The organism is Celeribacter baekdonensis B30 (assembly GCF_000299875.1).
In the GTDB taxonomy this organism is placed as follows: Bacteria; Pseudomonadota; Alphaproteobacteria; order Rhodobacterales; family Rhodobacteraceae; genus Celeribacter; species Celeribacter baekdonensis_A.
Genome location: NZ_AMRK01000001.1, coordinates 337,284 through 358,573 on the forward strand (window position 1 = coordinate 337,284; position 21,290 = coordinate 358,573).

Here is a 21,290-nt window from a genome sequence, read left to right on the forward strand (position 1 = left end):
GTTTCTTTTGAACGTCTGACCCGGTTTACGGGTTCTCCTCCTCCAACAGCGCCGCCAGCCCGTGATCGAGCCTGCAAAAACTGTGAAACCTCTTCTCGTAAAACGCCCCCAATGCCGGATCGGGTCGGTGCGTGCGCGCCACGCCGGTCATCTGCGCCGTGGCCTCGGCCAGATCGGCATAGGCACCGCAGGCGACAGCGGCACAGATCGCCGCGCCCAATGCGCCCACCTCAGAGGCGCGCACCGCCTCCACATTGCGTTGACACACATCGGCAAAGACTTGGGCCCAAACCGGCGATTTCGACGCCCCGCCCGCCAGACGGATCGTCTCTGGAAACGGCTGACCCGCCACGGCAACGGCATCCTCCGCGTGACGCCGCGCCTGAAACACCACCCCTTCAAAGATCGCCCGTAGCATTGTCCCCAAATCATCGCTCGCGCCCAGATCGACAAAGGTCCCACGACGCGGGTCGGGGCCAAACACATAGGGCAAAAACTGACAACGCCGGGTTTCGACCAGGCTATTGGCAACCAATGTATTGGCCTCGGTCACGGACACGCGCCCTCCCATGGCATGGTCCAAGAACCAACCCAGATTTGCGGCGGAACAGGGGCTGCCTTCGGCAATCAATCGACGATCCCCACCGCGATAGAGCATATTCAGGATCGGCGCGGCCGTGCCTTTGGGCGGACCGCTTTCCAGACTGTTGATCGACCAAGTTCCTGCAATCATTGTCAAAACCGGCGCATCCACGGCCCCTGCCCCCAAAGAGCTGGCGGCCACATCCATCATCGACCCGGCCACAGGCGTGCCCTCGGGCAACCCGGTTTCCTCAGCGGCCCGACGCGACACCCGCCCGGCCACGCCATCGCTGGCCACAATGGGGGGCAAAAGATGCGTATGCGGCGCAAGCCCGAGCGCTTCAAAGACAGGCTGCGCATAGGTCCCCGCAGCCACGTCCATCAACCCGCCACCACTGGCGTCTGTTGGATCGGTCAAGGCCTCCCCGGTCAGGCGGAACCGGATCACATCTTTACACGCCAAAGCCCAGCGGGTGCGCGCCATGACCTCGGGTTCGGTCCGCGCCAAATACGCCAGTTGCATTAGGGTTTGACCGCCCCACACCCTGTGCCCGGTCTGCGCCGAAATCTCAGCGGCGCGGCCAGAGGCGATCAGCTCCTCCACCAAAGGCTGCGCACGGTGATCGACAGACACGATGCCCGGACGTGTGCCGTGCCCCTCGTCGTCCAAGAGGAAAATACCGTTGCCAAATCCGGTACAGCCGACGGCAAGAATTTCGCGTCCGGCGCACTGCGCCGTAAGACGACGCAGCGCCGAGGTGGTGCCCGCCCAAAAGGCCTCGACGTCGCGCTCGACCCGCCCATCCGGGTGGTGATCGGTCGGCACATCCGCGGTTTCGATGGCAATCTCGGCGCCCATCAGATCATAGGCGACAACTTTAACCGCCGTGCCGCCCGCGTCGATTGAAATGAGAATTTCACCGCTCATGCGACATCCTCCTGAAGCTGGGCGCGTGTGCCCATCAGGCGCGGGTCCTCCAACACGGCTGTGATTTCCAGCGCCAAGTCTTTCGGGTCGCATCCCGCTTCCTGTGCCAAAATTTCTGCGAGGCCATAGAGCGTCTCGCGCTGCAGCCCATGACCGAGGCTCAGTTGGGTCCGCCGCAACACCAAATCTTCGATGCAACAGGCGGCGCGGGCGCGAATGGCCCAGATAATTTCACCCCGGCAATAGTGGGGCGCCCCGGCCAAAGGTGTGCTTCCCGGTCCCATACAAAGCGGCGCGACCTCCTGGGCCAAAGCGCCATAGCGGGCGATCAAACGTGTGGCGATCTCCCTTGGAACGGTCAGAGCATCGCGCACAAAAGGTGCAGCACCAGGATAGGTGCGCTGCGCGGTGGACATGATGCGGGTCCGGCCAAGACGTTTCAACACGCGATCTGCGGCCTCTTCGCCAAAGGCGCGAAAGGTCGTCCATTTGCCACCCACAAGCGACAAAACCGGAGCCGCACAGCCGGGAAAACGATCCTCTTCAAGCGCATGATCACGCGCCGCACTGGTGGCCGATCCGCCACCATCGCGCAGCGGACGAATGCCGGTTGTCATCGACACGATATGGCTCCGATCCACCGAAATATCGGTGAAAAGCCCGTCAATCGCACGCAAGAGATAGGCGATTTCAGTCTCTGAAATACCGCGATCCTCCGCGTCCTTGGTTTCCACTTCGGTGGTCCCGACAAGGATATTTTCGCCCACAGGAAGGGTGATAATCATCCGCCCGGTGCCATCGTCAAAATAAAAGGCGCGCCCGGCCATGCGCTGATGCAATGCAGTATGATCCAACACCAAATGCGCGCCTTTGACGCCGCGCAGATACTGTGTCTTGCCACCAAGTTTGGCGTTCACATCGTCGATCCACGCGCCGGTGGCGTTGACGATCACCTTCGGCGTGAGGCGGTAGTGCGTGGCGTCAAACCGATCCGTGACAACAATCGCGTCACCGTCTTTATGCCAGTTCACATGGTTGAGCGCCGCAACCCGTGGCCCCTGCCCCATCGCCTCGTCCAACATTTCAAACATCAACCCTTCAGGCTGGGTGATCTGACCGTCAAAATAGGCCGCCACGGCACGGGTTTGGGGGCGCAGGCCTTTCGGGAAATGGGCGCGGCGCAACACTGTTTTATGATTTGGCAGCGGGTGCTCGCGGCGGCCGAAGGCTTCGTAAAGCCGCAACGCACCCTCCAGAGCCGCCAAGGAGAGCGGCCCACCAAAGCGGGTAAAGCCCAAAAACCGCAGCACAGCGCGGGCGAAGCCACCCAAAAGATGCTCAAGCGGCACAACAATTTCCAACGGCTTCACAAGATGCCCGGCATGGGCGATCAGGCGATTTCGCTCGCGCGCCGATTCCGCCACGAGCCGAAATTCGCGCCCCTCCAGATAGCGTAGCCCACCATGCGCCATGCGGCTTGATGCGCTGCTCGCGCCCTGACAGAAATCATACGTATCTATCAGCACACAGGACACCCCGTTGAGCGCCAAATCGCGCAGCGTGGCCACACCGTTTACTCCGCCGCCAAGAATCAAAACATCCGACTCCTGCAACATAGCAAGCCGCTCCTTGCTGGTGGAACGCAAGGGTGGGGGAGGAGTGTATGTGGCGCTATTATGTTTCATGAGGAGAGAACAGCCTATTTTTTATTTTTTGTAAATACCACTTTACAAAAAATAAACAAAATACTGCGCAGTGCATTGCTGAAACACCGGGCATCAAAAAGACATCGACAGTTCAATCCGCGATCAGTTAAAGATACATTTTCTCAATAAATCAAATGCTTAAAATGACCACATGCGCACTCACATCCCGTGATACGGATGCTCAGAGGCAATTCAGCGGGCGAGCACATCAATCGGCATCAAAGACCGAGACACATCGCTTGACCCCACCTGAAAGCGTTTCAGGTTTACGCCGAGTCTCAACGGAAAGATCAAAAGCGTACCGCCGGGCTTGGTTATCCGCGTGTTTGCAGGAACTCGGTAGTGCTTTTGGTGATGTGCACCGCCGTCAAGCGCCCTGTGGCATAGGCGCCTGTGTCGATTGAAATCACGCCATTGCTCTCTTTCGGCATGTCGACAATGGTGTGGCCGTGCACGACCCAAAGCCCATCTTGGCGCGGGACCTGCCCAAACCGCACATGACCCCATCTGAGGGTTTGCGTTCTTTGGTCCGTTATCGGCTTGGCCGGATCGGCGCCGGCGTGAACCACGGCGACATTCCCACTTTGAAACAGGCCCGGACGTTCATTGAGCCAGGCCTCCAAACCCTCCGGCAGAAGCTCCAAAAGCTGATCTCTGGCCTGCCGCAAAGCCTCAGGGGCATTGTGTTCACTCAGGCGAAACGCGCCGTAGCTGGCCATAGTCTGCAAGCCACCGTGCCGCATCCATCGGTTGCCAGCGCCTTCTGGGTCCTGCAAAAAGGACAGCATCATTTCTTCGTGGTTGCCCATGATGAAAACCGTGTTTGGGCGGGCCACTTCAAGGGCGCGCAACCGCTCCAAAACCTCGGCGCTCTGCTCCCCCCGATCCACGAAATCACCGACAAACACCCAACGGGCGGAGGGTGTTTTTTCCATCAGCATGTCGATCATGGCATCTAGGCATTTCAACTGACCATGAATGTCCCCGACAACCACAAGACTTTCCTCCGGCGTCGGCGGAAGACCGTCAAAGCGGTGAACGGGCGGCACATCCACCGACCGGCGGCGAGGAAACAAACGCTTAAACATCAGCTGACCCTTTTACTGGTGGCGAGGACAAATCGCAGACCCAAAGGCGCGACCTGGTCAGAGGTTTAGCGTGTTTTCAATCCGATTTCCAACGCCCGCCACCCCAAAAAATCTCACGATCGCGCCAGAAAGACCCGCAGATGCGCGATCAGATCTGGAAGGCCGTGTTTGCAGGTGCAACACCCATAGGGCGGAGGAGATCCCCCGCCCTTTGCCCCCATAGCGGAACGTCCTTACAGATCTGGAGAGACCTTCCATTCGCGTAGCTTGTAGACCGTACCGGGCCGCGGACGCGGCTTGTCTTCGGGTTCACGCATACGGCGCTTGAAGGAATGGATCGGTGTGGCACGATCATCGATGCGCACCTCGACAACCGAAGGCCCGTCATGGGCAAAGGCCTCGTCCAGCGCCTTGCCGATGTCGTCAGGCTTTTCGACATAGATGCCTTTCAACCCAAGGCCTGCTGCCGCTGCCGCGTATCCGGGAACGTAATCCTGCTTTTCCAAGGCGCAGGACTGCGGGTTCTTGAAAAAGATTTCCTGCCACAGCTTAATCCAGCCCAATGTGCCATTGTTGATGACGATGTTCACGATCGGCATGTTGTACTGCGCCTGCGTGGCCAGTTCGCCAATGGTGTAGGAAAATGCACCGTCACCCGCCAGTGTCACAACGCGCCCGCCCTCTTCGATGACCGACGCAACGCCGATGGCACCGGGAACCGAATAGCCAAGCCCCCCCTGGCCGCGGGCAAAGACGAATTTTCGCCCGGTTTGGCGGGCAGGCAGATAGCCGGAAATCCACCCGGCGGAGAAGGACGCGTCCGAGACCACGATGTCCTTTTCACCCAAGCGTTTGTCGAGTTCGGCCATGACGCGCGGCGGCAAAACCGGAATTTGATCCGATGCCATTTCAACCGCCTTGACCTTATCGCACTCGGCCTTGACCTCGGCGATGCGGGCCATCCATTCCGGGTTGGCGTCCGCGCGGCTTTCGCCAAGGGCGGCATCCAGCGCCTGAACCATGCTGCGCACATCGCCCAAAAGCGGCACCGTGGGCCGGAACGTGCGGCCATGTTCAAGCGGATCGAAGTCGATGGTGATGGTGGCCTGTTCCGGTGTCGGCAAAGACCAGTTCATGCCGGTGTTCTGGCTCACCTTGGACCCGCACCAGATCACCAGATCCGCCTCAGGCACCAGATCAATCGCCGCCTTGGACCCAAGCGGATTGAGCACGCCCGCCACATAGTCGCGGGTTTCGGGCACCGACCCTTTGCCGGACAGGCTGGTGACCACCAACGCGCCCAAACGGTCAGCGAATGCTGTCACCTCGTCGCAGGCATTGGCGCCATGCACACCGCCGCCACAGACCAATACAGGCCGCTTGGCCTTTTTGATCAGCTCAATCGCCTTGTCGATTTCACTGGGGGGCGCAACTGAGCGCAGGTAGGGCGTGCGCACGCTGCGATCATCGACATTGGTCAGCAGAGTTTCCATGTCCCAATCCGCATCAAAGATGTCATGTGGGATGATAAGCGCCACAGGACCGGGACGCGGAGCGGTGGCGATACGCAACGAGGTGCGGATCAGTTCCGGCAAGGCGGCGATAGAAGGCACCAGAAATGCTTCTTTCGAACAGGTCTTGAAGAAAGAGAGCTGATCGTAGCCCTGGCTGGCGATGCCCTTTTCCTTGAGCGGCAACCAGTCCAGCGGCAATTCCCCAATGATGCCCAGCATCGGGATAGAGGCGTTCAGCGCCTCAAGAAATCCAGCGGGCAACAGATTGGAACCGGGGCCGACGGTCACGTCACACACGCCGGGCTTGCCGGTGATCCGGGCATAGCCGTCGGCGGCATAGGCGGCGTTGCGTTCGTCGCGCATCAGGATGTGTTTTATCCGGTCTTGGCGTCGGGAAATTCCGTCATGCAGGGCCGTCGTTTGCCCGCCCGGCATACCGAAAACATATTCGACGCCGGACTTAGCAAGCATTTCAGCCACGAGGTCGCCGATATGGGGCTTGGGATCAGTCATATGAGTTTCTCCAAAAGGTTCCGGTGCCACAGCGGCCAACCGGGTTTCAGGGTGGACCGACCCGGCGGCGCATAACCGCCGGGTCGCAGAGGTTATTTGCTCCAGGATTTGATCATCTCGTCATAGGCGACGGTCTTGGGTTCCTGACGCTCGTTTGCGAGTTTGGGCTTGGGTGCGCCCGGCTGTGCCAGCCAATACTCAGCACCTTGTTCGGGGTTCATCTTGGGACCGATGTCGCCCTGAATGCCCGCCCGTTCGATACGGGTCATGACCGATTCCATATCGCTGCAAAGACCGTCGAGGGCCGCTTGCGTGGATTTGGAGCCGGACATGGCGTCACCGATGTTCTGCCACCACAGCTGTGCCAACTTGGGATAGTCAGGCACGTTGGTGCCAGTCGGCGACCACTGGATGCGGGCCGGCGAACGGTAGAATTCCACCAGACCGCCAAGTTTGGGCGCGCGATCGGTGAAGCTCTGGTGCTGGATTGTGGATTCGCGGATAAAGGTCAGCCCTTCATGCGCTTTTTTCACATCCACGGTTTTCGAGGTGACAAACTGCGCATAGAGCCACGCGGCCTTGGCGCGATCCACAGGGGTGGATTTCATCAAAGTCCAGGACCCCACGTCCTGATAGCCGACCTTCATGCCGTCTTCCCAGTAGGCACCGTGTGGCGAGGGAGCCATACGCCATTTCGGCGTGCCATCCTCGTTCATCACGGGCAGGTCGGGTAGAACCGTCGCCGCAGTAAAAGCGGTGTACCAGAACATTTGCTGCGCCACATTGCCCTGCGCCGGGACCGGACCCGCCTCAGAGAATGTCATGCCTTGGGCTGAGGGCGGCGAGTAGTCCTTGAGCCACTTGATCGCCTTGTCCACGGCATAGACGGCCGCCGGGGAGTTCGTCGCCCCGCCGCGTGTCATACAGGCGCCGACGGGCTGGGACTGGTCATTCACACGAATGCCCCATTCGTCGACCGGCAAACCATTGGGTTCACCCACATCGCCCATACCCGCCATGGACATCCACGCATCGGTGTAGCGCCAGCCGAGGCTCGGGTCTTTCTTGCCGTAATCCATATTGCCAAAGACTTCGCCTTCGACACCCATATGGCTCAGATCGCGGCCAGTGAAGAATTCGGCGATGTCCTCATAGGCGGCCCAATTGACCGGAACACCCAGATCGTAGCCGTATTTCGCTTTGAAATCGGCCTTGTTCTTGTCGTCGTTGAACCAATCGTAGCGGAACCAGTACAGGTTCGCGAACTGTTGGTCAGGCAATTGATAGAGTTCCCCATCGGGGCCGGTGGTGAACTGAGTCCCGATGAAATCGGCCAGATCAAGACCAGGGTTGGTCACATCCTTGCCCTCATTCGCCATCCAGTCGGTCAGGCTGCGCGCCTGTTGATAGCGCCAGTGCGTCCCGATCAGATCGGAGTCATTGATATAGGCGTCATAGATGTTTTCGCCCGACTGCATCTGGGTTTGCAGCTTTTCAACCACATCGCCTTCACCGATCAGATCATGGGTGATCTGGATGCCGGTGATCTTGGTGAACGCATCGGCCAGCACCTTGGATTCATAGCTGTGGGTGTCGATGGTTTCCGACACGACCTTGATGTCCATGCCGGCAAAAGGGGCGGCGGCGTCGATGAACCACTGCATCTCTTGTTCTTGTTCGGCGCGGCTGAGACTGGACAGATCACCAATCTCGGCGTCAAGGAAAGCCTTTGCCGCCTCCATGTCGGCGAAGGACGGGCTTGCAAAACACGCCAGCGCCGCGACCACCGCCGTGGTGGATTTAAAGTTGAATTTCATTTTCTTCCTCCCTGAAGATTTCTAGTTTGGCGGCATTGCCCACACGCGGCGCGCAACACCCGTTCAGGCCGGATCAAAGCCAGCGGAACACCGCAAAGGCGTAGATCAGGCAGGGGACAATTGCGCCCCACTGAGCAGCGTCGCTCAGTCCCAGCCAGGCCAGATTGATAAAGGCCGAGCCAAGCAAAGTGATGAAAAGCCGGTCGCCGCGCGTCGTTTCGATCCGCAGCGCGCCAAGGCGTGGCGTTTCAGGAAACCGAACCGCCAAAACCGTGAACAGGATGAGCAAGCAGGCGATCGTCCAAAAGAACAGGGCTACGGGGAACGACCAGGCCATCCAGCCGCCCGCAATCATTTGCCCGGTCCAATCCAGTGCGCCATTCCTGCGCGGCACCGACAGGATCAGCGCCCCTAGGGCCCCGCCCATGACAACGGTCAGAATGGTATAAATCGTGATCCAACGGGTCGTGCGCATCACACCCTCCCCAGGGCAAAGCCCTTTGCGATGTAGTTGCGGACAAACCAGATCACCAAAGCGCCCGGAATGATGGTGAGAACCCCGGCGGCGGCCAGCACACCATAGTCAAGACCGGTGGCCGAGGACGTGCGCGTCATGGCGACGCCGATGGTTTTGACGTGGACCGAGGTCAGCGTGCGGCTGATCAAAAGATCGACCCAAGAAAACATGAAACAAAAGAACGCGGCGACGCCGATCCCGCTGGCAATCAAGGGCATGAAGATCTTGAGGAAAAAGCCGCCAAAGCTGTGACCGTCGATATAGGCGGTTTCGTCCACTTCCTTGGGCACACCCCGCATGAAGCCTTCAAGAATCCAGACCGCGAGCGGGACGTTGAACAGGCAATGCGCCAGCGCCACCGCGATATGCGTGTCAAACAGGCCGACACTGGAATAGAGTTGGAAGAACGGCAAGGCAAACACGGCAGCTGGGGCCATACGGTTGGTCAAGAGCCAAAAGAACAGGTGCTTGTCGCCCATGAAGCTGTAGCGGCTGAACGCATAGGCCGCAGGCAGCGCCACCGTCACCGAAATCAGCGTGTTCAAAACCACGTAGATCAGCGAATTGACGTAGCCCATGTACCACGTGCTGTCGGAGAAGATGACAGCGTAGTTGTGCCAGGTGAAGTCTTGCGGCAACAGGGATACGCCCGACAGGATCTCGGCATTGGTCTTGAAGCTCATGTTGACCAGCCAGTAGATCGGCACCAGCAGGAACAGGATGTAAAGGATCAGCATCCCGCGCGACACGTTCTTGTGCAGTCTCGCATGATCGCGCGGCCGGCGCGCACGGGGCACCACGGTTAAGGTCGGGTCAATAGCGGTCATTCCGGCACCTCTTCTTTTTCTTGGTCGAGATTTGTCATGACGGTGTAGAACACCCATGAAATCAAAAGGATCACGAGGAAATACATCAGGCTGAAGGCGGCGGCTGGACCGAGGTCGAACTGACCAATTGCCATCTTCACCAGATCGACGGACAGGAATGTCGTGGTCGAACCGGGGCCACCGCCGGTGACGACGAAAGGCTCGGTGTAGATCATGAAACTGTCCATGAAGCGCAGCAGCACGGCGATCAGCAACACCCCCTGCATCTTCGGCAGTTCGATGTAACGGAACACGGCCCAGCGGCTGGCCTGATCAATTCGACCCGCTTGGTAATAGGCCTCGGGAATGGATTGCAGACCAGCATAGCACAGCAGCGTGACAAGCGAGGTCCAGTGCCAGACATCCATCACGATCAGCGTCGCCCAGGCGTCGATTGCATCGCGGCCAAGGTTGAAATCGACGCCAAGCGCAGCCAGCGTCGAGCCAAGCAAACCGATGTCGATGCGAGTGAACAATTGCCAGATCGTGCCCACCACGTTCCACGGGATCAGCAAGGGCAGCGCCAACAAAACCAAGGTCAGGCTGGCCCAGACGCCGCGTTTCGGCAAGGTCAGAGCAATGGCAATGCCCAGCGGAATTTCAATCGCCAGGATGATTGCCGAAAAGATAAGCTGACGTTGCAGGGCATCGTGCATCCGTTCCGAGCGGATCACGTCGCGGAACCATTCCAGACCCACCCAGAAAAACGCGTTGTTGCCGAAAGTGTCGTTGAAGGCATAGTTCACCACCGTCATCAGTGGCAGGATCGCCGAAAATCCGACAAGCAGCAGCACTGGAAGCACCAGAAACCATGCCTTGTTGTTCTGTGTCTTGAGCATTACGAGCCACTCCTGTCTTTGGGATGTTCCGGGGCCATGCGCCAATCGTCGGCAAAGACGCCGATCTTTTCCGGCTGGAATATGAGGCGACAACTGTCTGCGGGTAGCTCGGCGCCTTCGGGCAGAACAACGGCCACGGGCGCTCCGGCCACCTCGGCGCGCAAAATGCGGTGACGGCCCACATCATCGACGCGCAGAATGGTGGCGGGCAGTCCGCCGGTTCTGCTGACCGTCACATGTTCAGGACGAATGCCGATCTGCGTGCGCCCCGTCAGGGGGCCAAACGTACCCCCCAGCGGCACTTTATGTTCGCCGATCCGTGCGACATCACTGTCGATGACGGCATCCAATAGGTTCATCCCCGGCGAGCCGATGAAATACCCTACAAATGTGTGCGCAGGCCGTTCGAACAGTTCCTCGGGCGTCCCCACCTGAACGATACGTCCGTCATGCATGACCACCACTTTATCGGCAAAGGTCAGCGCCTCGGTCTGATCGTGGGTGACGTAGATCATCGTGTGACCAAAGTCCTGATGCAGCTTTTTCAACTGCGTGCGCAGTTCCCATTTCAGATGCGGGTCGATCACGGTCAGAGGTTCATCGAACAGGATCGCATTCACATCCTCACGGACCATGCCGCGCCCGAGGCTGATCTTTTGCTTGGCATCCGCCGTTAGGCCACGCGCCTTGCGCGACAGCGTGTCCTCCATGCCGATCATCTGTGCCACCTGATCGACGCGCGACTGAATATAGTCCTTTTTCATGCCGCGATTGCGCAGCGGAAAGGCAAGGTTTTCGCGCACGGTCATGGTGTCGTAGACCACTGGGAACTGGAACACCTGCGCGATATTGCGTTCTGCCGTTGGCGCGTCTGTCACATCGCCATCCCCGAACAGAATGCGCCCCTGGCTGGGCCGCCGCAGGCCAGAAATGAGGTTGAGAAGTGTGGATTTCCCACACCCAGACGCCCCCAAAAGCGCATAGGCACCGCCATCGTCCCAAGTCAGGTCAATGGTCTTGAGCGCGTAGTCCTGTTCGCCCCGAGGGTAGGGAAAGTAGGTGTGCGCCAGATTGGAAAGGGTAATTTTTGCCATGATGTCAGAACCTCAGGCTGCTGCGGCATAGGCGGCCTGAACCGCCAATTGCCCATGGGTGTCGAACAGGTGGAAATGCGCGGTGCTGAGCCACAGGCTGACGTCCGTCCCATCGGTTAGATGATGAATTCCGTGGACCAGTGCGACCCAGCGTGACGTACCTTGGCGCACATGCAAAAACGTCTCTGATCCGGTGATCTCGGATGCGACAAGCTGGCATTTCAGTTCCAGCGCCGGGCCGTTCGGTTTTTCGAACCGCAGGTGGTTGGCGCGGAACCCGGCAACGTAGTCTCCGTCCCTGATCGCTGACAGATTGCCACCTGCCGCGACCTTGGCTCCGACCTCGAATGTCAGCGTATCGCCCGCCTTGGTGCAGGCGCTGAAATTCATCGGAGGGTCACTGAAAACGCGGGCTGTGGTGGTGTCGATCGGGTGGCGATAGACCTCTGTCGCCGGGCCGAACTGGGTCACGCGGCCTTCCCAAAGACAGGCGGTGTTGCCGCCCAAAAGCAAGGCCTCTTCCGGTTCGGTCGTGGCGTAAACAAAGATCGCGCCAGACTCGCGAAAGATCCGCGGAATCTCGTCGCGCAATTCTTCGCGCAGCTTGTAGTCAAGGTTGGCCAGTGGTTCATCCAAAAGCACCAGCCCGGCATCCTTGACCAAGGCGCGGGCCAGAGCACAGCGTTGTTGTTGTCCGCCCGACAACTCCAGAGGCATTCGGTCAAGCAGCGGCGTCAATTGCAGCATCGCGGCAGTCTCGCGCACGCGCCTGTCAATCTCGCTACGATCACGACCCGCCAACCGTAAGGGCGAGGCGATATTGTCGTACACGTTCATGGACGGGTAGTTGATGAACTGCTGATAGACCATCGCGATGCGCCGATCCTGTACCCGTTGGCCGGTCACATCCTTGCCGTTCCAAAACACCTTTCCTGTACTCGGGCGGTCCAGACCCGCCATCAGGCGCATCAGACTGGTTTTGCCCGCCGACGTTGGTCCAAGAAGGACGTTCATTGTGCCTTTTTGAAAGGTCACATCGGTTGCGTTGATATGGGGCTTTCCGGCAACGATTTTGCTCACCCCCTGAAGTTCAAGCATGAAAGGTCTCCGTATCAGCGACCAACGGGGCCACCGGGATTGCGGCCATTGCGCGTGTCATCGCTACGAACCGTGGGAATTTTGCGATATGGGCGACGTGACGATCTGTGTTGCAGTCGTGGCGGCGTGCGATGCCGGTCATCGCTGCGACCGCATCGGCCAAGGAGGGATAGGCGCCGATGGCCGACGCCGCGCAAATGGCCACACCAAGCGCACCGAATTCCGATCCTTTGGGCACTTCGATCGGCAACCCCAGAATGTCAGAGAAAAGTTTGGACCAATACGGGCTGCGGGTTGCGCCGCCCGTCAGACGGATCAGATCGACGGGGGCGGCATCGTCGCCTGACAGCACCTTGTCGATGTCCAACTTGTGGGCAAAAACGATGCCCTCGAAGATCGCGATGGCCATGTCGTCAAAGTCCGATTGCGCCGTCATGCCCAACAATCCCGCCGGTGCGCCGTTTGGGCCGCCGAACAGAAAAGGAAAGAACAAAGCCGGGCCGGGCTTTCCCAAACGCCGTGCAAGGGCTTCGTTCAGGCGCTCGTAGATGTCGGAAAACCCTTCGTCCGGAAGAGGCTGTCCATGGGCCAGAACGGTTTTGACGACCCATTCAAGATTGCTGGCCGAGGTCGGAGAGCCTTCGACCGCCATATATCCGCCAAGGGGGTAGGGAAATTGCAACATCGGCACATAACTGCGCCGTGGTGTTGTGTTGAGCGTGGCCGCGATGCTGAATGTGCCCGCAATGACGCTCATTTGTCCGGGCTGCGTGATATGCGAGGCCAGTGCGGCCGCGCTCATATCTACCGTGCCGCGCACAACCGGCGTTCCTTCTTGAAGACCCGTCAGCGCCGCAGCCTTTGCCGTGACGCGGCCCACAACCTCATCCGAGGGGCCAAGGTCTGGAAGCTTGTCGCGCAGGTGGGACAGGCCCAGAAGCTCGAAAAGCGCATCGCAATAAGTGTCGGTTTCCGGGTCCAGCAATCCGGCTGACCCGGCATCCGTCAGATCGGTCGACATGTCCCCGCACAGTTGAGCACGCAGGAAATCTTTGCAGAAGGACACGCGATGCGTCCGGTCAAACACGTCTGGCTCATTGCGGACCAGCCATGCCAGCAAAACGAATGTCTGACCGGGCCAGAGGTGTTGGCCGATCAATGCCTCGACCTGATCCGCAATGCCATTGCTCTGCCATTCGGTGATGATGTCGATGGTGCGCGCGTCCGTTGACATAATCCCGTGCCGCACCGGATGCCCGTCGCGGTCCATCAGGTATAGGCCTCCACCATACCCGGCCACGGACACCGCTTCGATGTCTGACGGCGAAACGCCGCTGCATTCTATCACCTGGCGTACGGCCAAGGTCGCAGCCTTCCACATCACATCCGGGTCCCGTTCGGTCCAGCCGGGGTGGGGGGCCTGCATTACGTTCCGGCTATGCGCGCAGGCGATTTCGGCACCGTCCAGATCAAACAGCGCGGCCTTCGTCATTGTGCCACCGGCATCAATGCCGATTACATACTGTCCCATAGTCTCCTCCCTTGGCGGGTGTCACTCCTCAACAACGCACCGCCAACTTGTCATTACATGATTAACAATAGGGGGCAAAAATTGGCTGTCAATTGCCCTTGTGTTCGACAAGAAGGGAGACAAAGGTCGTATATAATACCCTTTTTGCGTTGTATTTGCACAATTGACGCGCGGTCAGGCGGGCTATATTCACTTGTTATTACATGCTATGCCTGTTGAGGCGTGTAGCAAGGCAATGCGAGAAGGAGAGGCGGATGCGCAGACGAGAAGAGATGATTGAAAGGCTTCGCACCGAAGCGTTGCCTGACATTCTGATCATTGGCGGGGGAATCAACGGCGTCGGGACTTTCCGAGATCTGGCGGCGCAGAACGTCCCCGCACTTCTGGTCGAGGCGGGGGATTTTTCATCCGGTACCAGCGCCGCGCCCTCGCGCCTTATCCATGGCGGCCTACGTTATCTGGAAACGGGCGAGGCCGCGCTGGTGCGTGAATCCCTGACCGAACGCAATCTGTTGCTGAAAAACGCGTGTCATATCGTGCAACCTCTGCCGGTCTGGGTGCCCTTGCGAAGTTGGCTTGGCGGCACGTTCGGGGCGATCGCCCGTTTTCTGAAACTGACACGGACACCGGGCCGCAAGGGTGCGATCCCCGTCAAACTTGGCCTGATGCTATATGATGCCTTTGGCCGCACACAACAGACCATGCCCGACCACCGTTTGTTGACCAGACGACAGGCCCGCGCCGAAATGCCGGTGCTTGCGCCGGACATTCGTGCCGTGGCTGAGTATTACGATGCGCGCATCACCCATCCCGAACGACTTGTAATGGAACTTGTGGCCGATGCCGAAGCCGAGTGCCCCGAAAGCCTCGCGGTTCCCTACCTCAAGGCCATCGGTCAGGAAAACGGTCGTGTCACCCTGCGCGATATGGCGAGTGGTGAAACCTTTGATGTCGCGCCGCGCCTAGTCATCAACGCCTCTGGCGCATGGGTGGACGAGGTGCAATCCGGCCTTGGGTTTTCCGGTCGCTTGATGGGCGGCACCCGCGGGTCGCATTTGGTGCTGAAGCAGCCCGTTTTGGCGCAGAAGATGAACGGCAAGATGCTCTATTTCGAAACCGACGACCATCGCGCCTGTCTGATCTACCCGATGGGCGAGGATCGGGTGTTCCTTGGTACCACGGACATCCGCAGCGACGATCCGGGCGACAACATTTGTACCGATGCCGAAATTGACTACCTGTTCAAGGTGTTGCGCCCGATTATGCCCAATGAGGACCTGCGGCGCGAGGACATCATTTTCACCATTGCGGGTGTGCGCCCCCTGCCCCTGCAAGAGACCGGGGTCACAGGTGCAATCAGCCGCGACCACCGGCTGGATAGCTTTCCCGCAACGGCGGATCGCCCGTTTGAAACACTGACCCTGGTCGGCGGAAAATGGACGACCTATCGCGCCTTTGCCGAGCAGGTCAGCGATGTCGTCCTGCAGCGACAGAACCTGCCGCGTCAGGCCAGCACCGCAGATCGCGCGATTGGCGGGGCCGCCGGGTATCCCTTTGAGGCTGCCGATCGTCTGGCATGGGCCAATCGTCTGGCCAGAGACACGGGCCTGACGCCTGAGCGGTGCGCCATGCTGGCGCAGCGCTATGGCGCGCGGGCAAGAGCCGTTGCAGAAGCAGAATGCTTGGACCCCCGTCAGTTCGTGTCTATCCGCGATTACAGCCCGGCGGAAATTTCCCTGATCTGCACGCAAGAGCGCGTCACACGCCTTGAGGATATTGTGCTGCGCCGGACGTTGATGGGGTTCGAAGGGGCCCTGAACGAGAACGGAATAAACGAACTGGCAGAGGTGGCTGCCGCGGCTCTGGGGTGGACGGATGACCACCGCACCACAGAGATCGAGCAAACCACTCAACTGTTGCGGGATCGCCACCGCGCCACTATACGAGGTTCGCTGTGACCTGATGATCAATGGAGGCATGTGCCTTTGCCCGATAGCAAGACCGAGACATTGCAAGGTAGAATTGACCGCATCGAACGCGGCACTGCCATGCCGCTTTGGTCTCAGGTCAAGGCCACACTGACGACACTGATCCGTGAGGACGGCCTGAAGGAACATGACCGCCTGCCTTCGGAGAACGAGCTGTGCAAGTCCTTTGGCGTGTCTCGCACGGTCATCCGCGAAGCCCTTTCACAGATGGTGAACGAAGGTCTGATTTATCGCCTTCAGGGCAAGGGGGCCTTTGTGCGTGGTCGCCGCGATGAACAGAATTTCGTCGGAACCACCATGGGGTTCAGCGGCGAGATGGCGGAAAAGAAACAGGACGTCACCCGTAGGATATTGCGCCAGGAAGTCACCCACCCAACACCCCGGATCAGCCGGATGTTGCGGATCGACCCCACCCACCCGATCGTGGTGGTAGATCGCGTCATGTCGGTCGAATCCGTACCGCGCATGATCGTCAGGTGGGCAATGCTGCAGGAATCCGTTCCGGGGCTGGAACGAATTCAGCTTGAAAACCGGTCTTTGTACGACACGATCAACCGGCAGTTCGGAGTCCGTCTCGTGCGTGCGGACCGCTGGATTGAGGCCGTATCCCTATCGGTGGCAGACGCCGAATTGCTGGGGGTCGAGGCTGGCAAGGCGGCGCTTAAGGTCGAATCCGTCTGTGTGAACGAAGACGGGCACCCGATCGAATATTATGTGGCAACCTTCCTGACGGACCGATCCCGCCTTCACTTGTCGGTGTCTTCGGTCGGCTAAAAGTCAGAGGTGCTTTGCCCCTGCCAGCAGAACGGACACATCGGCAATCTTGCCGGGCGTTGTGATCTGAGAAATGCCCTACCCATGGGTGACGTCGAATGTCAGGTCCGCATCCATCAACCTATCAGCGCCACTTGTCCCAAATCGCATTGGCCCCGGCATCGCTTGCGCCCCTGCACAGACTGCGATGCCTACCGGCGTGACGCTTTTCGGCGATTTACACGGTGTTCATCGAGGAAACCTGATCCTGACTGTTCAGTCCCGGCATTTGTGGGGCAGATTTAGAATGAAACGATCTGGCTCTGAAGCCCAGATCTTGCGGATGTGTTCGCATCTGACCATGACCGACATAATAAATTCGCGTCACTGTCGCCTCCTGGATCGTGCGGTTCATTTGTTCGATCTGGCCATTGGTCCACGGATGGTTTGACCTGATCAGGGGCGGTGTCTGATTTTACTTGCCTCGCGGATCATGCCAAACCGCGTCGGACGTGAATATGCTGTACCCCGGTTTTCGAACGGATCATGGAGCGTTTAGGCAGTAAAGAAGTGAGGTGCCCCCTAGTTTCCTAGACGCCTGCCTCGTTCATTCTCTGGTGTTTGATTTCATGGTCAACGGGCGACGGCATACCATTGTTCGTGTGCTTGCGGTCTGGGTTATAGAATATCTCGATGTCGTCAAACACGTCCTGCCTTTTGGCATCACGCGTGATGTATCTGCGTCGCCTGAAGGCTGCAATATGCTGAATCAAGGCGACTTTCCCTCGGACTTGATCCAGCGCGTCACGAAGATCTGCAGGTGCGTTGATGATCAGCGCCTTCAAAGTCACCATCTCCTGTGAACGTGATTTAACAGCTGTATCGCGTGCAATCTTCAAATATCTGATTGGGTCGCGCTGTTACTTGTCCAGAGAGAACGGACCCTGCCGTGCCTTTTGCATCCAAGACGTCTGTTTTGCATGGCACGTATCGCTACTGACGATTTGGCCGCGTGACCTCAACCACATTGTGGCCTTGAGCCAACAAAGACCCTGAAAGCCCCGGACCCAGGAGCCAGTCCCTTCGAGTCCAAATGCCAAAACCTTCCCAAAGAGCACGACCAACGCGCCAACTCCAAATAGCCCTTCGGATTGGTCGGAATGGACAGCGCCGCCAAGCAGGCGCCTTGCATATCGATCGCAACAGCCACATGCTGTGCCTTATGCGTGTCGATGCCGATAATAACCGGATTTGCGCTCTTCTGGATTTGCGCTCTTTATGATGCCCTCTCTGCCAAGAATGCCCGGGCATCAATCTGAGAGGTCAGGACTGTGATCGGGCTTCCCCGCCGGGCTCCTGTGAGGTCACTCGCCCGTTTCCGGGGCGGCTTGACGGTCGGCACATCAACGCAATGACCCACGGTCGTCCGCCGTGAGGCGGAGCGGCGGCAGGACAATCTTGTCGAGCATCTTGAGGCGTTGCCCTCCCCGTGCAGGGCGCGCTCGATCAGATCCTCTGGCATTTCGGCAGTGATGCCGTGACCAAAACCGTCAGGGCAATGTGTTCACATGGGTCACTTCTCAGCGGAATCAACAGATCAGTAGGCCCGAAGCCGTTCAACACGTTTGGTGGAGGGCAGGTCTCCGTAAATTTTTCTATAGTAGGTCGAGAAGCGGCCCAGATGCCCGAAACCGCTTGCCAGGGCCAATTGCGTCGTCGTGATCGTGCCACCCGACAACAACCTGTGTCCGATATCAAGCTTTCGTGCAATGAGCCACTCGCGCGGCGTCATCGACAGAAGTTCAGCAAAAGCGTTGCGCAAGGTGAGCTGATTGATAGCCAGCCCTTCGCATAGCGATTGGATGGTGATGTCCTCAGGCTCATTTTCAACAAAGAAGCTCTCGGCGCGCAACAGTATATCCGCGGCGGAAGTTCGGTCGCCTAAGAGGCGGCATTCGTTTTGTTTGAATTGATCGACCAAGTACTGCACCTTATCCATGAGTATTTCTACAATCTCCTGCTGCAGGATCGCCGGCGCGATCCGCATGGTCGTGGGCGCCGATTGCAGGATTTGCTCGAAGTAGCGTGAAATATCCAGAATCTGCCTGCTGGACGGGCATGTGACAATGGCTGCCCTCCTGAACAGCCCCGGTGGGAGATCAACGGCCGTCTCGTCGACCTCGATCATCATGCCTCTTTCGGGAAGCGAGGCGTTGCTGTGGCAGAGGATCTCACTCCCCCCGCGCTGCAACATCAGACAATCAGCGACGGCCATGCCATTGAAGCCAAGCTTCTGGTTCGAGGCGACAAAGGCGATGATGATCTTGCCGGGAGGTGGAGCACTCCATTGCAACATGCCGATGCTGCTGCGTTCTTCGGAAATGGTGACCGGCCCAAGGCTGACCTGCGCCACGCTGCCCTCAAAACTGCCGCCGTGGGTGCGCATGTAGCGCTGTTCCCAGCCCGGAAGCCCCGCTTCCTGTTCTGTCGCATCGAAAAAGGTTCTGACGGAATAGGTCAGGCAAGGCGCGGTCATTGCATTCATCCAATTTGGTAGAGCTGCGTTACCGTTGTTTGGGCGGTGCAGCTCAGCAAGATTGGACACCGCACAACAGGCCCGGAATATGGCCCCCTTTGCAAACTGCACAAAACGCAGGCGAAATTTACGGGAAAATCTGGCTTTCGCCGCGCTGCAGTGAAGATGCAAGGTCGAGCAACATTGATCTGCATGGAGATCTCAATGACTCAAAAACTTGCCTTTGGGCTTTTGCTGTTCACCAGCCTCGTTTCCCGCGCCGCCCTGGCCCAGGACGAGCCCAGCCATCCGCCCTTTGAATTCGAAACCCCGACCGCGCTCGCGGCCATCGCGCCCGGCCCGAATGTCTTTGTGAACAGCCAAGGCTGGGACAAGGCCAGCGCGATCAAGGTCTATGGGGCCGATGATCTGGCCTTTAAAGGCACGATGGCGGCGGGCCTTCAGGCCCATTCGGCGATCTCGCGCGATGGGCAGACCGCCTATTACGCCTCGAACTTTCAGGCCCGGATGGTGCGCGGTCCGCGCACGGATGTGCTGACCGTGTTCGATATTCCAACGCTCAGCGTGCGCGAGGAAATTGTTCTGCCCACGCAGATCGCACAATATACCACCAATCAGTCGCTGACGCGGCTGAGCGCGGACGAACGCTTTTTGTTCATCCAGAATTCGACCCCGGCGACATCGGTGACGGTGGTGGATCTGGCCGCCTCCAGTTTTGCGGTCGAGGTGCCGACGCCAGGTTGCTTTGGCATCTATCCGACATTGGCGGGGTCCGGCTTTTCAACCATTTGTGCCGATGGCGCGTTCATGAGTGTGACGCTGGACGAGACAGGCAAGACCTTTACCACAAGCCGTGGCACCCCCGTTTTCGACCCAAACGAAGACCCCCTTTATCTGACCTTCGACCGCTACGAAGGGGACCTATATTTCATCACCTACAGCGGCGCGATCGTGCATCTGTCAGATGAGGGCGGCACGGTAAAACTGGTCGAGACCATCCCCTCGTTCGGTGCCGATCTGAACTGGGCCCCCGGCGGTTACAACCCCTTCACGATCAATGAGGCGCATGGCGTCCTGTTCATGGCGATGAAGGAAATCGAAGAGCCGGGCGCGCATTATCACGCCTCGTCCGAGATCTGGGCCTATGACCTGAAGGCGCGCAAGCTTCTGTTCCGCTCACAGGGCAAGGGATTGTCGTCGGTTTTCGTCTCTGACGCCGAGACGCCGTTACTGTATTCGCTGAGCCTTCAAGAGGATGAGATCGTTCTCTACGAGGCTATCCCCGAAGCACAATTCGCACTGCGCCGCAAGGCGGCAACCACCGGCACGGGCTTCGCGGCAGTGATCGACATGGCGCCGGGGGCCGAGTGAGACACATGGAACAGTCTTTCTCACTGCTTGGCATGGCGGGGGCGACAAGCATTGCCCTGATCTTCGCCCGCGCGGCCTTTCACAAACTGACCGAGTTCACCGAGTTCACGGGCTTTGTCGCCGATTACCGCATCCTGCCCGCGGCACTGGTCGGTCCTGCCGCCGCCGCATTGGTGCTGACCGAGGTGGCGGTGGTGATCGGAACGGTGACGCCGGGCGTCATGGCCCCTGCGCTTGCGCTGGGGGCGGGGTTGTTCCTGCTTTACGCGCTGGCGATGGGCATCAATGTCCTTCGGGGTCGCACCACGGTGGAATGCGGCTGCGGAGGCGCGGCGCAACCACTTGGCGCGCCGCTGGTGCTGCGCAACATCGTTCTGGCAGTGATCGCGGGGCTTTCGGCGGTCGCACCAGTGGCCTCACGCGCACCCGGTGCCGCGCTTGCCGCGATCGCGGTGGGTGCGATGCTGACCCTCACCTTCCTTATCGTCGATCGCATCCTGTCCAACGCCGCGCTTGCGCAGCGTACGATCTGATGCTGCAACCATCTGA

General features: G+C 59.0%; 17 protein-coding genes and 1 pseudogene. 4 read left to right on the forward strand and 14 right to left on the reverse strand.

Going from position 1 to position 21,290, the window contains the following annotated elements; translation table 11 throughout:
- Positions 1-25: 25 nt before the first annotated feature.
- The 11 genes from B30_RS01610 to B30_RS01660 form a co-directional block, all read right to left on the reverse strand.
- Positions 26-1,510, reverse strand: coding sequence for an FGGY-family carbohydrate kinase (locus B30_RS01610; protein ID WP_009570234.1), 1,485 nt, complete (start codon positions 1,508-1,510; stop codon positions 26-28).
- Positions 1,507-3,126, reverse strand: a complete 1,620-nt coding sequence (locus B30_RS01615; protein ID WP_009570235.1) for a glycerol-3-phosphate dehydrogenase/oxidase — start codon at positions 3,124-3,126, stop codon at positions 1,507-1,509. Before B30_RS01615 ends, B30_RS01610 begins: the two co-directional genes overlap by 4 nt.
- Positions 3,127-3,530: 404 nt before the next feature.
- On the reverse strand, positions 3,531-4,304 hold the full coding sequence (locus tag B30_RS01620) for a metallophosphoesterase family protein (RefSeq protein ID WP_009570236.1): 774 nt from the start codon (positions 4,302-4,304) through the stop codon (positions 3,531-3,533).
- 233 nt (positions 4,305-4,537) lie between these two features.
- A complete protein-coding gene (locus B30_RS01625) occupies positions 4,538-6,331 on the reverse strand; it encodes a thiamine pyrophosphate-binding protein (RefSeq protein WP_009570237.1) in 1,794 nt (597 codons plus the stop codon).
- Between the two features lie 92 nt (positions 6,332-6,423).
- A complete protein-coding gene (locus B30_RS01630; RefSeq protein ID WP_009570238.1) occupies positions 6,424-8,148 on the reverse strand; it encodes an ABC transporter substrate-binding protein in 1,725 nt (574 codons plus the stop codon).
- A gap of 73 nt (positions 8,149-8,221) precedes the next feature.
- Positions 8,222-8,503, reverse strand: a complete 282-nt coding sequence (locus B30_RS01635; protein ID WP_040401816.1) for a DUF2160 domain-containing protein — start codon at positions 8,501-8,503, stop codon at positions 8,222-8,224.
- 119 nt (positions 8,504-8,622) lie between these two features.
- A complete protein-coding gene (locus B30_RS01640; protein WP_085952010.1) occupies positions 8,623-9,402 on the reverse strand; it encodes a carbohydrate ABC transporter permease in 780 nt (259 codons plus the stop codon).
- An 86-nt stretch (positions 9,403-9,488) separates the two neighbouring features.
- The gene (locus B30_RS01645) at positions 9,489-10,370 is read right to left on the reverse strand and encodes a carbohydrate ABC transporter permease (RefSeq protein WP_009570241.1); all 882 of its coding nucleotides are present in this window, start codon (positions 10,368-10,370) and stop codon (positions 9,489-9,491) included.
- Complete coding sequence (locus B30_RS01650) at positions 10,370-11,464, reverse strand: ABC transporter ATP-binding protein (protein ID WP_009570242.1); 1,095 nt, start codon at positions 11,462-11,464, stop codon at positions 10,370-10,372. Before B30_RS01650 ends, B30_RS01645 begins: the two co-directional genes overlap by 1 nt.
- Positions 11,465-11,476: 12 nt before the next feature.
- Positions 11,477-12,562, reverse strand: coding sequence for an ABC transporter ATP-binding protein (locus tag B30_RS01655; RefSeq protein ID WP_009570243.1), 1,086 nt, complete (start codon positions 12,560-12,562; stop codon positions 11,477-11,479).
- Positions 12,555-14,093 carry an FGGY-family carbohydrate kinase gene (locus B30_RS01660; RefSeq protein WP_009570244.1) on the reverse strand — a complete coding sequence of 513 codons (1,539 nt, stop codon included), beginning with the start codon at positions 14,091-14,093 and terminating at the stop codon, positions 12,555-12,557. The genes B30_RS01655 and B30_RS01660 overlap by 8 nt, the downstream gene beginning before the upstream one ends.
- Positions 14,094-14,347: 254 nt before the next feature.
- Here B30_RS01660 and B30_RS01665 point away from each other — a divergent pair, with 254 nt between their 5' ends.
- Together B30_RS01665 and B30_RS01670 are read left to right on the forward strand one after the other, a co-directional pair.
- Positions 14,348-16,051 carry a glycerol-3-phosphate dehydrogenase/oxidase gene (locus tag B30_RS01665; protein ID WP_009570245.1) on the forward strand — a complete coding sequence of 568 codons (1,704 nt, stop codon included), beginning with the start codon at positions 14,348-14,350 and terminating at the stop codon, positions 16,049-16,051.
- A 21-nt stretch (positions 16,052-16,072) separates the two neighbouring features.
- A complete protein-coding gene (locus tag B30_RS01670; RefSeq protein WP_420042212.1) occupies positions 16,073-16,855 on the forward strand; it encodes a GntR family transcriptional regulator in 783 nt (260 codons plus the stop codon).
- Positions 16,856-17,177: 322 nt separating this feature from the next.
- Here B30_RS01670 and B30_RS22450 read toward each other — a convergent pair.
- The 3 genes and pseudogenes from B30_RS22450 to B30_RS01680 form a co-directional block, all read right to left on the reverse strand.
- A pseudogene (locus tag B30_RS22450) lies at positions 17,178-17,294 on the reverse strand (IS481 family transposase); the annotation flags it as partial.
- A gap of 130 nt (positions 17,295-17,424) precedes the next feature.
- Positions 17,425-17,679 carry a hypothetical protein gene (locus B30_RS22705; RefSeq protein WP_420042213.1) on the reverse strand — a complete coding sequence of 85 codons (255 nt, stop codon included), beginning with the start codon at positions 17,677-17,679 and terminating at the stop codon, positions 17,425-17,427.
- A gap of 752 nt (positions 17,680-18,431) precedes the next feature.
- On the reverse strand, positions 18,432-19,370 hold the full coding sequence (locus B30_RS01680) for a helix-turn-helix domain-containing protein (protein WP_009570248.1): 939 nt from the start codon (positions 19,368-19,370) through the stop codon (positions 18,432-18,434).
- A 204-nt stretch (positions 19,371-19,574) separates the two neighbouring features.
- On the opposite strand from B30_RS01680, the gene B30_RS01685 reads away from it, so the two are divergent.
- Positions 19,575-20,741 carry an amine dehydrogenase large subunit gene (locus B30_RS01685; RefSeq protein WP_157789775.1) on the forward strand — a complete coding sequence of 389 codons (1,167 nt, stop codon included), beginning with the start codon at positions 19,575-19,577 and terminating at the stop codon, positions 20,739-20,741.
- Between the two features lie 5 nt (positions 20,742-20,746).
- The gene (locus tag B30_RS01690) at positions 20,747-21,274 is read left to right on the forward strand and encodes a MauE/DoxX family redox-associated membrane protein (RefSeq protein ID WP_009570250.1); all 528 of its coding nucleotides are present in this window, start codon (positions 20,747-20,749) and stop codon (positions 21,272-21,274) included.
- The last annotated feature ends 16 nt before the right edge of the window (positions 21,275-21,290 follow it).